This window comes from Streptomyces erythrochromogenes (genome assembly GCF_040684695.1).
Taxonomy (GTDB): Bacteria; Actinomycetota; Actinomycetes; order Streptomycetales; family Streptomycetaceae; genus Streptomyces; species Streptomyces erythrochromogenes_C.
The window spans coordinates 91,177-104,608 of sequence record NZ_JBFBGM010000012.1; the positions used below are offsets into that span (position 1 = coordinate 91,177).

Genomic DNA, 13,432 nt, shown 5'->3' on the forward strand with positions numbered 1-13,432 from the left:
GGTGTGGAGCGGGCCCTGCGGGGCGGCGCGCCGGGCGGTCGGGCCGCTGCGGGCGGCTGGATGCGTACCGTACACGGCCGCCCGTGGGCGCCCTCTGCGGGGCGTCCGCCGCTCTGTGCTGCGGACGCCGTCCACTGCGCCCCCGGTTCCGGAGCCGGTCGCCGCCCCGGGAGCCGGCCGGGGCCGGGGCCCGGGCCGTGGACCACTGCGACCCCCGCGGGAGCGGACTGGCATCATCGGCGGTATGACAAGTTCGCTGCCGCTCCTGCCCCCGAACGCCCGCGTCTTCGTCGCGGGCCACCGCGGCCTCGTGGGGTCCGCGGTCGCCCGCCGGCTCACCGCCGACGGCCACGAGGTGCTCACCCGGGGCCGTGCCGACCTCGACCTGCGCGACGCCGCCGCCACCGGTGCGTACCTGAAGGACGTCCGCCCGGACGCCGTCGTGCTGGCCGCCGCCAAGGTCGGCGGGATCATGGCCAACAGCACGTACCCGGTGCAGTTCCTGGAGGAGAACCTGCAGATCCAGCTCAGCGTGATCGGCGGCGCCCACGCCGCCGGCGTGGGCCGGCTGCTGTTCCTCGGATCCTCCTGCATCTACCCGAAGCTGGCGCCGCAGCCGATCCACGAGGACGCGCTGCTGACCGGCCCGCTGGAGCCGACCAACGAGGCCTACGCCCTCGCGAAGATCGCCGGCATCGTCCAGGTCCAGTCCTACCGCAAGCAGTACGGGGCCTCGTACATCTCGGCCATGCCGACGAACCTCTACGGGCCCGGCGACAACTTCGACCTGGAGTCCTCGCACGTCCTGCCGGCCCTCATCCGGCGCTTCCACGAGGCCGCTGCCGAGGGCCGCGAGGAGGTCACCCTGTGGGGCTCCGGCACCCCGCGGCGGGAGTTCCTGCACGTGGACGACCTGGCCGCGGCCTGCGCCGTCCTGCTGGAGAGCTACGACGGCGACGAGCCCGTCAACATCGGCTGCGGTGAGGACCTGACGATCCGCGAGCTGGCCGAGACGGTCGCCGACGTGACCGGCTTCCGGGGCCGGCTCGCCTGGGACACCTCCAAGCCGGACGGGACGCCGCGCAAGCTGCTGGACGTCGGCCGCCTGACCTCGCTCGGCTGGAAGCCCGGCATCCCGCTGCGGGACGGCATCGCCTCCACGTACAAGTGGTGGCGCGAGCAGAGCTGATCGCACAGGCGGCCTCGGCCCCTCAGTAGGCTCCGCGACCGTCGACGACGGCGCGGAGCGTACGGCCCATCACGTCGACGTCACTGGTGAAGGACCAGTTGTCGACGTACTGAAGGTCCAGCTGGATCGTCTCGTCCCACGACAGGTCCGACCTGCCGCTGATCTGCCACAGCCCGGTCATCCCGGGCCGCACGGTCAGCCGGCGCAGCTCGACCTCGTCGTACTGGGCCACCTCCTCCGGCAGCGGCGGGCGCGGGCCGACCAGCGACATGTTGCCGATGAGTACGTTGACGAGCTGCGGCAGCTCGTCCAGGGACGTGCGGCGCAGGAGCCGGCCCACCCGGGTGACCCGGGGGTCGCGGCGCATCTTGAACATCAGGCCGTCGTTCTCGTTGGCCCCGGCCAGCTCGGCCTTGCGCGCGTCGGCGTCCACCACCATCGTGCGGAACTTCCACATGACGAAGGGGACCCCGTCGCGGCCGATGCGCCGCTGGCGGTAGAAGGCCGGACCGCGCGAGCCGAAGCGGATCGCGAGGACGATCCCGAGGAGGAACGGGGAGAGCAGCAGCAGGCCGGCAGCGGCGCCCACCCGGTCGAGGACCGACTTGAGCAGGGTCTGCACGCCCCGGCTGACCGGCGGTGCGACGCGCAGCACGGCGAGTCCGCCCGCGGAGAGGGTCTCCAGCCGCTTGACGGAGACCTCCACCAGCCCGGGGAAGACGGCGAGCTCGAGGCCCGCGTCGTGCAGGGCCCAGGCGACGCGGCGCAGCCGCTCCCCCGTGATCCGCACGCCGGGGGCGACCAGCACCAGGTCGGCGTGGTGGCTGAGGACCGCGCCGAGCACGGCGGCGGAGTCGACTCCGGGGGCCTCGGGAGCGTCGGCGTCGAGCCGTGCCGCGACGGGGACGCCGCTGGCGAGCCGGCCGGTGCCGACCGGGACGACGCCGACGACGACGTACGGGTGGTCGGTGCGGGCGGCGAGGTGCGCGATGACGTCCTCGGCCGCGTCGGGCTCCCCTATCACCAGCACGCGGCTCACGGCCTGGGCCTCGCGGCGGGCGGCCGAGAGGTGGCGGTAGGTCAGCTTGTGGCAGGCGACGGTGATCAGCAGGGCGGGCAGGAGAGCGCCGAGGGCGGACAGCCGGGGCGTGTCCTCCTCGGTCACCACACGTGCCACGGCCAGTACGCCGATCAGAATCAGCCAGTCGTGGAGAACCGGGAGCACACCGCGGGACTCGCCGAGCGCCCGCGTGGCGTACCGGCGGCGCAGCGCCTGTATGCCGGTCCACGCCGCGGCGGCCGCCAGGGCGCAGTAGACGGGCCGGACCTGCTGGGCGGCGTCGAAGACGAGCCCCACGGGAACGGCGGCGCCGAAGAAGTCGGCGACTATCGCGGCCGGACGGTACCAGCGGGCCTTGTCCCCGAGGCGCCGTACGGGCGCCAGGGACTCATGGGCCGCCCTGGCCACTCTTTGCGCAGGAAAATGAACATGCCTCATGGGCCCCCCTGGCACGTGGTCTATGACAGTGGCAAGTGTCCATGGCTTCCCCTGGCGATGAACATCTGCCGCACCGGCAAACAGTACGACAAACACCCGTACGGTAAATGCCGTTTCGGTCAACCCAGCCTCTTGTTGCGCAAGTGTTAGCAACCGGTAGCTGGCGTTCCACATCCCGGACGCCCTGCGCGCACGCGAAGGTGAATGCTCCGGATACCGGATACGTATCTTCGAACAACGAACCGTTTCCGGCCAACCTTTTGACGCGGCCCTGACATCCGACGCGCCAAGTGGCAATCTTCGACCGTTCATCGCACCGCACCTGCTCTGCCCGGAGGCCCACCCAGCCATCCGGAACCCCCCTTGCAGAAGGAGTCTGCGTTGAGGTCCACCCCCCAGAGGCGTGCCACCGCGGCGGGCGCGCTCGTTGCCGCGGCAGCCCTGCTCGCCGTAGGTATACAGACCGGTACCGCCACCGCCGACGCCACCGCGTCACAGGCACCCAAGGCCGCCCAGTCCAATGCGGGCGCGGCCAACCGCGTACTCAGCGCATCGGAGCGTGCGACGCTCCTCGCCGAAGCCAACTCGACCACCGCGCAGGCGGCCAAGGCGCTCGGCCTCGGCAGTGGCGAGAAGCTCGTCGTCCGCGATGTCGTCCAGGATGCGGACGGCACCACGCACACCACGTACGAGCGGACCTACGACGGTCTGCCCGTGCTCGGCGGCGACCTGACCGTCCACGCCAAGAACGGCGTCACCAAGAGCGTGACGAAGGCCACCCACCACGAGATCAAGGTGGCGACCACCGAGGCCTCGGTCACCCCGGCGGCCGCCGAGAGCCAGGCGGTCTCCGCCGCCGGCGCCGAGGGCTCGAAGGAGGCCAAGCCCGCCAAGAACGCCCGCAAGGTGATCTGGGCGGCCGAGGGCGCTCCGCGGCTCGCGTTCGAGACGGTCGTCGGCGGCCTGCAGCACGACGGCACGCCGAACGAGCTGCACGTGGTGACCGACGCCAGGACCGGCGCCAAGATCACCGAGTGGCAGGCCATCGAGACCGGCACCGGCAACACGATGTACAGCGGCCAGGTCACCCTCGGCACCACGCAGTCGGGCAGCACCTGGAACCTGACCGACGCCGCGCGCGGCAGCCACAAGACCTACAACCTCAACCGCGGCACCGGCTCCGGCACCGGCACGCTCTTCTCCGGCCCGGACGACATCTGGGGCAACAACCAGGCGTCCAACCTGGAGACGGCCGGCGCGGACGCGCACTACGGCGCCGCGGTCACGTGGGACTACTACAAGAACGTGCACGGCCGCAACGGCCTGCGCAACGACGGCGTGGCCCCGTACAGCCGGGTCCACTACGGCAACGCCTACGTGAACGCCTTCTGGAGCGACTCCTGCTTCTGCATGACGTACGGCGACGGCGAGGGCAACAACAAGCCCCTCACCTCCACGGACGTGGCGGCGCACGAGATGACCCACGGCCTGACCTCGGTCACCGGCAACATGACCTACAGCGGTGAGCCCGGCGGCCTGAACGAGGCCACCTCCGACATCATGGCGGCGGCGGTCGAGTTCTACGCCAACAACCCGCAGGACGTCGGCGACTACCTGGTCGGCGAGAAGATCGACATCAACGGCGACGGCACCCCGCTGCGCTACATGGACAAGCCGAGCAAGGACGGCTCGTCCAAGGACGCCTGGTACTCGGGCATCGGCTCGATCGACGTCCACTACTCCTCGGGCCCGGCCAACCACTGGTACTACCTGGCCTCCGAGGGCTCCGGCGCCAAGGTCGTCAACGGCGTGAGCTACGACTCGCCGACCTCCGACGGTCTGCCCGTCACCGCCATCGGCCGCGACGCCGCCTCGAAGATCTGGTTCCGCGCGCTGACCACCGGTCTGTTCAAGTCGAACACCAACTACGCGGCCGCCCGTACGGCGACCCTGCAGGCGGCGGCCGACCTGTACGGCGCCGGCTCGACGACCTACAACAACGCGGCGAACGCCTGGGCGGCCATCAACGTCGGCCCGCGCATCGTCAGCGGCGTCTCGGTCACCCCGATCGCCAACCAGAACACCCAGATCAACACCGCTGTGAGCCTGCAGGTCCAGGCGACCAGCACCAACCCGGGTGCGCTGAGCTACGCGGCGACCGGCCTGCCGGCCGGCCTGTCGATCAACTCCTCGACCGGTCTGATCTCCGGTACGGCCACCACCGCGGGCACGTCCAACGTGACCGTCACCGTGACCGACTCGCAGGCCAAGACCGGCACGGCGTCCTTCACCTGGACCGTCGGCACCGGCCAGCAGAACGTCTTCGAGAACACGAACGACTACCAGATCGCGGACAACGCCACGGTCGAGTCCCCGATCGCGGTGACCCGCACGGGCAACGCCCCGAGCACGCTGAAGGTGGACGTGAACATCGTCCACACCTACGTCGGTGACCTGGTGGTCGACCTGGTCGCCCCCGACGGCAGCGTCTACAACCTGCGCAACCGCACCGGCGGCAGCGCGGACAACATCGTCCAGACCTTCACCGTGAACGCCTCCTCGGAGGTCGCCAACGGCACCTGGAAGCTCCGCGTCCGCGACGCTGCCAGCCTGGACACCGGTTACATCAACAGCTGGAAGCTCACCTTCTGACCCCTTCGGGGCAGCGTGAGCCACGGCTGGACCGGTAGATAGACACGGGGCCGCCCGGGAGGAAACCTCCCCGGGCGGCCCTGTCCCATGGGCGGCCCCGCCGCACGGCGCCTGCGCCTGCGGGGGCCGGCAGCGTCAGCCGATGGCGCGCAGGACCATGGAGAGGAAGTCCTCCTCCGCGTCCGTCTCCTCTTCTGCCTCCTCTCCTTCTTCTCCTTCTTCTTCTGCGTCCGCCGCTTCCTCTGTGTCTTCCTCTTCCGCGTCCGCCTGGTCGCCGCGGCCCTGCTGCTGGTCGCCGCCGTTGCCCCAGTCGCCCCGGCCCTGGCCCTGGCCCTGGCCCTGGCCCTGGTCGGCCCCGTCCGACGCGTCCGACCCGTCGGTCGCGTCCTCTTCCTTCTGGTCGCCGCGGCCCTGCTGCTGGTCGCCGCCGTTGCCCCAGTCACCGCGGCCCGGCTCCCCACCGGCTTCGTCCACCGGCTTGAAGAAGGCCGCCACCACCTCCACGTCGGACACGGACCCGTTCGGCCTCAGGGTCGCGACCGCTCTGCCGCCGCATCCGGGGTTGTCGAAGAGCAGGGCCTGCGACCGCGTCCGGTTGCGGACGTCGAGGGCGGGCTCGTTGCGGGACGTCCCCGTGAGCAGGTAGCAGGTGCCGACGTCCGCCGGCCGGATCTGCCCCTGCCGCTCGCGGCCCGCGTCGTCGAGGTACCTGTAGTGCAGCGTGCCGAGGGAGCGGTCGCCCTGGTCGTCGGCCGCCGAGGGGCCGGCGGCGGGCAGGACGAGGGCGAGAGCGCCGACGAACACGGCGGCGGTGGTGCCAAGACGCATGGGGGAGAGTCCGTTCCTCGGGTTCCGCGGATGCCGGGTCCGGTGGCATCCGCGGGCAGCGTAGGAGCGGACGAGGGCCGCGAAACGATGCGGCATACCGGGCGGGTACGCAGGTTCACCCGGGAGGTCCCCCGCCGTACACCGACTCGGCTCCCTGGGACTCGGCCCTGGGCGGCGGGCGGCGGATGGACCCGCCGCCCGCCCCCTCGCGGACACCCCCCGCCCGTTCCTAGCGCAGCAGTACCCCGCCGCCGGTGTCCGTGTCCGCCGGCGCGGCGACCAGGCCCAGTTCGGCCGGGGTCGCCAGCAGCGGGTGCGTCGGCAGGATGCGCACCGTGTAGCCGAAGGGCCCGGTGCGGTCGAGGGCGAGCGGGCCCTCGTACACCCAGCGGCCCTCCAGGTCGGGACCGGCGGCCGGCTTGAGCGGGAAGGTCCGCCCGTCCCGGATCACGTCCTGCGGGTCCACCCGGCCCGCGACCGCCTGCACCTCCACGTCCTCGGGCGCGAGCGTGTCCAGCGACACCTGCACCCGCAGCGTGAGGGTGGCCCCCAGTTCGGCGGTGCCGTTCACCGGAGCCGCGGCCAGCGCCTCCACGTGCTCGACGCCGACCCGCGGCCAGGCGGCCCGGACCCGGCCCTTCCACCAGGCGAGGTCCCGCGCCGTGTCCGCGGTCAGGGAGCGGTGGGCGAGCGCGGCCGGCGCGTACAGCCGCTCCACGTACTCGCGCACCATCCGGCCGGCGAGGACCTTCGGTCCGAGCGACACGAGCGTGCGCCGGACCATCTCGATCCAGCGCACCGGGAGCCCGGTGCGCCCGGCCCGGTCGTAGAACCGGGGCGCGACCCTGCCCTCGATCAGCTCGTAGAGGGCGCTCGCCTCCAGGTGGTCCCGGCGGTCCTCGTCCGCGCCGAGTCCGTCGGCGGTCGGGATGGCCCAGCCGAAGTCCGGCTCGAACCACTCGTCCCACCACCCGTCCAGCACGGACAGGTTGAGACAGCCGTTCAGCGCGGCCTTCATGCCGCTCGTGCCGCAGGCCTCCAGCGGGCGCAGCGGGTTGTTCAGCCAGACGTCGCAGCCCGGGTAGAGCTTCTGTGCCATGGCCATGCCGTAGTCGGGCAGGAAGACGATCCGGTGGCGCACCCGCGGGTCGTCGGCGAACCGCACCAGCTCCTGCACGAGCCGCTTCCCGCCGTCGTCGGCCGGGTGCGCCTTGCCCGCGACGACGATCTGCACCGGCCGCTCGGGGTCCAGCAGCAGCCTGCGCAGCCGGTCCGGGTCGCGCAGCATCAGCGTCAGCCGCTTGTACGAGGGCACGCGCCGGGCGAAGCCGATGGTGAGCACGTCGGGGTCGAGGACGGAGTCCACCCAGCCCAGTTCGGCCGCGGCGGCCCCGCGCTGGAGCCACGAGGCCCGCAGCCGGTCCCGTACCTCCTGCACCAGCTGCTCGCGCAGCACCCGGCGCAGGTCCCACACGTCCTGGTCGGGGATCTCGGCGACCGCGTCCCAGCGCCGGGAGCCGCCGACCGAGAGGGCGTCCTCGGTGCGGCCCGCGCCGATCTGGCGGGCGCCGAGCCGGACCACCTCGGGGGCCACCCAGGTCGGGGCGTGGACCCCGTTGGTCACGGAGGTGATGGGCACGTCCGCCGGGTCGAAGCCGGGCCACAGGCCGGCGAACATCTCCCGGCTGACCGCGCCGTGCAGGGTGGACACCCCGTTGGCCCGCTGGGCCAGCCGCAGCCCCATCACCGCCATGTTGAAGACGCCGGGGTCGCCCCCGGGGAAGGACTCGGCGCCCAGCTCCAGGATCCGGTCGACCGGTACGCCGGCCAGCTCGCCGCCCTCGCCGAAGTGCCGGGCGACCAGGCTCCGCTCGAAGCGGTCGATCCCGGCCGGGACGGGGGTGTGCGTGGTGAACACGGTCCCGGCGCGCACCGCCTCGACGGCGGCGTCGAAGCCGAGGCCCTGCTCCCGCTCCAGTTCCCTTATGCGTTCGAGGCCCAGGAAGCCGGCGTGGCCCTCGTTGGTGTGGAAGACCTCGGGCGCGGGGTGGCCGCTGATCCCGCAGTACGCGCGGACCGCGCGCACCCCGCCGATGCCCAGCAGCATCTCCTGGAGCAGCCGGTGGTCGCTGCCGCCGCCGTAGAGGCGGTCGGTCACCTCGCGGGCCGCGGCGTCGTTGTCCTCGACGTCGGAGTCCAGGAGCAGCAGGGGGACGCGTCCGACGCGGGCCTGCCAGATGTGGGCGTGCAGGGCGCGGCCGCCGGGCAGGGTCAGCGAGACGCGGGCGGGTGTGCCGTCGTCCTGGCGGAGCAGGCCGAGCGGGAGTTCGTTGGGGTCGAGGACCGGATAGTGCTCCTGCTGCCAGCCGTCGCGGGAGAGCGACTGGCGGAAGTAGCCGTGCCGGTAGAGGAGTCCCACGCCGATGAGCGGGACTCCGAGGTCGCTGGCGGCCTTCAGATGGTCCCCGGCGAGGATGCCGAGGCCGCCGGAGTACTGGGGCAGGGCGGCGGTGATCCCGAACTCGGGAGAGAAGTAGGCGATGGCGGCGGGCAGTTCCGTGCCGTTCTCGCGGCTCTGGTACCACCTCCCGCCGTTCACGTAGTCATCGAGGTCGGCGGCGGCGACGGCCAGACGCCGCAGGAACCGGCGGTCTGCGGCCAGTTCCTCGAGCCTTGCGGCGGAGACGGTGCCGAGCAGCCGGACGGGGTCTCCGCCCGCGGCCTGCCAGCCCTCGGGGTCGACGGATTGGAAGAGTTCGCGGGTCTCCGTATGCCACGACCAGCGCAGATTGCGCGCGAGATCGGTGAGCGGCAGCAGGGACTCCGGGAGGACGGGGCGCACGGTGAATCGACGGATAGCCTTCACACGTTCCACCTTCGCAGGGGATTGCGGATCGGAGCGGCCGCACCACGCTGTGCACCCGCGCATCACCCCGGGAAGGCTAGCGACGCCCCCGCATTCCGGCCATGCCGCCTACGACGGGTGCCGTGACCGGGGGGATGGCGGTGCCGCGCGGCCGGGGGCCCCTGCGGGCGCTTTTCGGCCATATCCCTCAAATCCTGTGCACCAGGGGTCACTCCCGCCCCACGACGACGCCGACCCGCCGACTCCCGTACCCCCGCGCGGGTGGTTCCCGCGAGGCTCCGGAGGCCGGTGTGACCGGTGTGGCGGCCCCCTACGTCACCTAGTCCCGGCCGACTTGACGGAGCCCCGCCGGATGTCGAGCCGGGCCTTGGTATTGCCCGTTCCAGTACGTACGAGTAGTTAACCAAGTGCGCGGATTGGGCGGGGTGAGAGTGGGAAGGGCTCCCCGGGTACACGTGGTACACGCACGGCGCACCCGCCCACAAACCCTCTCCCCGCCACCCGAGTGAACGCGGACAGGAGCGGCCATGCCCGCAGCCCAGCCGTCTCTTGAGCGGCTAGAAACAGAGCGAACAGAGCGTGCACTACCAGCCGTGACACCGGCTGGACTGTTGTCACCGAGCCCTGCGAACTGCCCCCAGGTGATCCCATCATGATCGGTCGCATTCCCGTGCTGGACGTCCGCCCCGCCGTCGACTGCGGCGCCAGACCCGCCAAGGCGGTCGTGGACGAGGTCTTCGAGATCTCGGCCACCGTGTTCCGCGAGGGACACGACGCCGTAGCCGCCCACATCGTCCTGCGTGACCCGAAGGGGCGGCTGCGGCCCCCCGTGCCGCTGAGCGAGCTCGCCCCCGGCACCGACCGGTGGGGGGCCCGGGTCTCCGCCGAGGTCGAGGGGAGGTGGACGTACACCGTCGAGGCATGGAGCGACCCGCTGGCCACCTGGCGGGCCCATGCCGCGATCAAGATCCCCGCCGGAATCGACACCGGGCTCGTGCTGCTGGAGGGCGCGGAGCTCTACGAGCGGGCCGCGGCCCGGATCCCCAAGCGCGACGGCCGCGACGCCGTCCTGGCCGCCGCCGCGATCATGCGGGACGAGGACCTCCCGGCCGCCGAGCGGTACGAGGCCGCGCTCGCCCCCGCCGTGGGCGCCGCGCTGGCCCGGCGCCCCTACCGGGAGCTGGTCACCGCCTCCAAGCCGCTGCCGGTCCTCGTCGAGCGCAAGCGGGCCCTCTTCGGCTCCTGGTACGAGATGTTCCCGCGCTCGGAGGGCGCGGTGCTGGAGCCCGGCGAGGCCCCGGTGAGCGGCACCTTCCGGACCGCCGCGGAGCGGCTGCCCGCGATCGCCGCGATGGGCTTCGACGTGGTCTACCTGCCGCCCGTCCACCCGATCGGCAGCACCTACCGCAAGGGTCCCAACAACACTCTCTCCGCGGGGAGTTGGGATCCGGGTGTGCCGTGGGCCATCGGTTCCACCGAGGGCGGGCACGAGGCGGTCCACCCGGAGCTCGGCACCATCGAGGACTTCGACGCCTTCGTCGCGCGCGCCCGCGAGCTGGGCATGGAGATCGCGCTGGACTTCGCCCTGCAGTGCTCCCCCGACCACCCGTGGGTGGAGAAGCACCCCGAGTGGTTCCGCCACCGCGCCGACGGGACGATCGCGTACGCCGAGAACCCGCCGAAGAAGTACCAGGACATCTACCCGGTCCACTTCGACACCGACATGGCCGGCATCGTCGAGGAGACCTGCCGGATCCTGCGGCACTGGATGGACCACGGGGTCCGCATCTTCCGGGTCGACAACCCGCACACCAAGCCTGTCGTCTTCTGGCAGAAGGTGATCGCGGACATCAACAAGTCCGACCCGGACGTGATCTTCCTGGCGGAGGCGTTCACCCGGCCCGCGATGATGCGCGCGCTGGCCGCCGTCGGCTTCCAGCAGTCGTACACCTACTTCACCTGGCGCAACACCAAGGCCGAGCTGACCGAGTACCTGACCGAGCTCGCCGCCACCCCGTCCGCCTCGGTGATGCGGCCGAACTTCTTCGTCAATACGCCCGACATCCTGCACGAGTACCTCCAGAAGGGCGGCCGTCCCGCCTTCGAGGTGCGCGCGGTCCTCGCCGCCACCCTGTCCCCCGCCTGGGGGATCTACTCCGGCTACGAGCTCTGCGAGAACACCCCGGTGCGCGAGGGCAGCGAGGAGTACCTGAACTCCGAGAAGTACGAGTTCCGGCCACGCGACTGGGCCGCCGCCGACCGCGAGGGCCGCACCATCGCCCCGCTGATCACCGCCCTGAACCGGCTGCGCCGGCGCAACCCCGCCCTCCAGCAGCTGCGCGACATCCACTTCCACTCGACCGACAACGAACAGGTGATCGCCTATTCGAAGCACGCGGGCGCCAATTCCGTACTGGTGGTCGTCAACCTCGATCCGCACCACACCCAGGAGGCGACGGTCTCGTTGGACATGCCGGTACTCGGCCTCGACTGGCACGGGTCCCTCGCGGTGCGCGACGAGCTCACCGGCGAGACCTATCACTGGGGCAGGGCGAACTACGTGCGCCTAGAGCCGGGCCGCACGCCCGCGCACGTACTGGCCGCTCTGCGACCGTCCCCGCCCACCGGAGGGTCACCCACCACATGATGATCAACGATCCCGTCCACGACACCTTCGAGGACACCCCCGCCAAGGACCGCGATCCCGACTGGTTCAAGCGGGCCGTCTTCTACGAGGTCCTCGTCCGCTCCTTCCACGACAGCAACGGCGACGGCGTGGGGGACCTCAAGGGCCTCACCGCCAAGCTGGACTACCTCCAGTGGCTCGGCGTCGACTGCCTCTGGCTGCCGCCGTTCTTCGCCTCACCCCTGCGCGACGGGGGCTACGACGTCTCCGACTACACCTCGGTGCTGCCCGAGTTCGGCGATCTCGCCGATTTCGTGGAGTTCGTCGACGCCGCGCACACCCGCGGCATGCGGGTGATCATCGACTTCGTCATGAACCACACCAGCGACCAGCACGAGTGGTTCCAGCAGTCGCGCAAGGACCCCGACGGCCCCTACGGCGACTACTACATGTGGGCCGACAACGACAAGCAGTACCAGGACGCCCGGATCATCTTCGTCGACACCGAGACCTCGAACTGGACGTACGACCCGGTCCGCAAGCAGTACTACTGGCACCGCTTCTTCTCCCACCAGCCGGACCTCAACTTCGAGAACCCGGCCGTCCAGGAGGAGATCATCTCCGCCCTCCGCTTCTGGCTGGACCTCGGCATCGACGGCTTCCGCCTCGACGCCGTGCCCTACCTGTACGCCGAGGAGGGCACCAACTGCGAGAACCTCCCGCGCACCCACCAGCTCCTCAAGAGAGTCCGGGCGGAGATCGACGCCCACTACCCGGACACGGTGCTGCTCGCCGAGGCCAACCAGTGGCCCGAGGACGTCGTCGACTACTTCGGGGACTTCGCCAAGGGCGGGGACGAGTGCCACATGGCGTTCCACTTCCCCGTGATGCCGCGCATCTTCATGGCGGTGCGAAGAGAGTCCCGCTACCCGGTCTCCGAGATCCTGGCCAAGACCCCGGCCATCCCGAAGAACTGCCAGTGGGGCATCTTCCTGCGCAACCACGACGAGCTCACGCTCGAAATGGTCACGGACGAAGAGCGCGACTACATGTACGCCGAGTACGCCAAGGACCCGCGGATGCGGGCCAACATCGGCATCCGGCGCCGGCTCGCCCCGCTGCTGGACAACGACCGCAACCAGATGGAGCTGTTCACCGCCCTGCTGCTGTCGCTGCCCGGCTCGCCGGTGCTCTACTACGGCGACGAGATCGGCATGGGCGACAACATCTGGCTGGGCGACCGCGACGGCGTCCGCACCCCCATGCAGTGGACCCCGGACCGCAACGCCGGTTTCTCCTCGTGCGATCCGGGCAGGCTGAACCTGCCGGTCATCATGGACCCGGTCCACGGGTACCAGGTCACCAACGTCGAGGCGGCCATGGCGTCGCCCTCCTCGCTGCTGCACTGGACCCGCCGGCTGATCGAGATCCGCAAGGCGAACCCGGCCTTCGGCCTCGGCTCGTACACCGAACTGCAGTCGTCCAACCCGGCGGTGCTCGCGTTCCTGCGCGAGTACGGGGACGACCTGGTGCTGTGCGTGCACAACTTCTCGCGCTTCGCGCAGCCCACCGAGCTGGACCTGCAGTCCTTCAACGGGCGGGTACCGGTGGAGCTCACGGGCGACGTGCGCTTCCCGCCGATCGGCGAGTGGCCCTACCTGCTGACCCTGGCGGGACACGGCTTCTACTGGTTCCGGCTGCGTGCCGAACAGCGCGGTGACCGCCGCGCCGAATAGCCGGCACGGCCACGGGCGGACCACGCCCGGGCCAGGG

7 protein-coding genes are annotated in these 13,432 nt (G+C 71.3%); 4 read left to right on the forward strand and 3 right to left on the reverse strand.

Going from position 1 to position 13,432, the window contains the following annotated elements:
- Positions 1 to 244: 244 nt before the first annotated feature.
- Complete coding sequence (locus AB0O53_RS19445; RefSeq protein ID WP_350987844.1) at positions 245 to 1,189, forward strand: GDP-L-fucose synthase family protein; 945 nt, start codon at positions 245 to 247, stop codon at positions 1,187 to 1,189.
- 22 nt (positions 1,190 to 1,211) lie between these two features.
- On the opposite strand, the gene AB0O53_RS19450 is transcribed toward AB0O53_RS19445, so the two are convergent.
- On the reverse strand, positions 1,212 to 2,687 hold the full coding sequence (locus tag AB0O53_RS19450; RefSeq protein WP_350987845.1) for a sugar transferase: 1,476 nt from the start codon (positions 2,685 to 2,687) through the stop codon (positions 1,212 to 1,214).
- A 381-nt stretch (positions 2,688 to 3,068) separates the two neighbouring features.
- Between AB0O53_RS19450 and AB0O53_RS19455 the strand changes: the two genes are divergently transcribed.
- Positions 3,069 to 5,339 carry a M4 family metallopeptidase gene (locus tag AB0O53_RS19455; RefSeq protein WP_350987846.1) on the forward strand — a complete coding sequence of 757 codons (2,271 nt, stop codon included), beginning with the start codon at positions 3,069 to 3,071 and terminating at the stop codon, positions 5,337 to 5,339.
- Positions 5,340 to 5,474: 135 nt separating this feature from the next.
- On the opposite strand, the gene AB0O53_RS19460 is transcribed toward AB0O53_RS19455, so the two are convergent.
- A complete protein-coding gene (locus AB0O53_RS19460) occupies positions 5,475 to 6,167 on the reverse strand; it encodes a hypothetical protein (protein ID WP_365196974.1) in 693 nt (230 codons plus the stop codon).
- 229 nt (positions 6,168 to 6,396) lie between these two features.
- The gene (glgP, locus tag AB0O53_RS19465) at positions 6,397 to 9,033 is read right to left on the reverse strand and encodes an alpha-glucan family phosphorylase (protein ID WP_350987848.1); all 2,637 of its coding nucleotides are present in this window, start codon (positions 9,031 to 9,033) and stop codon (positions 6,397 to 6,399) included.
- Positions 9,034 to 9,685: 652 nt separating this feature from the next.
- Here glgP and AB0O53_RS19470 point away from each other — a divergent pair.
- Both AB0O53_RS19470 and treS read left to right on the forward strand, forming a co-directional pair.
- On the forward strand, positions 9,686 to 11,680 hold the full coding sequence (locus AB0O53_RS19470; RefSeq protein ID WP_350987849.1) for an alpha-1,4-glucan--maltose-1-phosphate maltosyltransferase: 1,995 nt from the start codon (positions 9,686 to 9,688) through the stop codon (positions 11,678 to 11,680).
- Positions 11,677 to 13,395 (forward strand): maltose alpha-D-glucosyltransferase, encoded by a 1,719-nt coding sequence (gene treS, locus AB0O53_RS19475; RefSeq protein ID WP_031148380.1) that lies wholly within the window; start codon positions 11,677 to 11,679, stop codon positions 13,393 to 13,395. The genes AB0O53_RS19470 and treS overlap by 4 nt, the downstream gene beginning before the upstream one ends.
- Positions 13,396 to 13,432 lie beyond the last annotated feature (37 nt).

Coding starts and splice junctions, on each gene's coding strand:
- AB0O53_RS19460 (WP_365196974.1), bottom strand. CDS start 6,167: ATGCGTCTTGGCACCACCGCCGCCGTGTTCGTCGGCGCTCTCGCCCTC.
- AB0O53_RS19470 (WP_350987849.1), top strand. CDS start 9,686: ATGATCGGTCGCATTCCCGTGCTGGACGTCCGCCCCGCCGTCGACTGC.
- AB0O53_RS19450 (WP_350987845.1), bottom strand. CDS start 2,687: ATGAGGCATGTTCATTTTCCTGCGCAAAGAGTGGCCAGGGCGGCCCAT.
- AB0O53_RS19445 (WP_350987844.1), top strand. CDS start 245: ATGACAAGTTCGCTGCCGCTCCTGCCCCCGAACGCCCGCGTCTTCGTC.
- treS (WP_031148380.1), top strand. CDS start 11,677: ATGATGATCAACGATCCCGTCCACGACACCTTCGAGGACACCCCCGCC.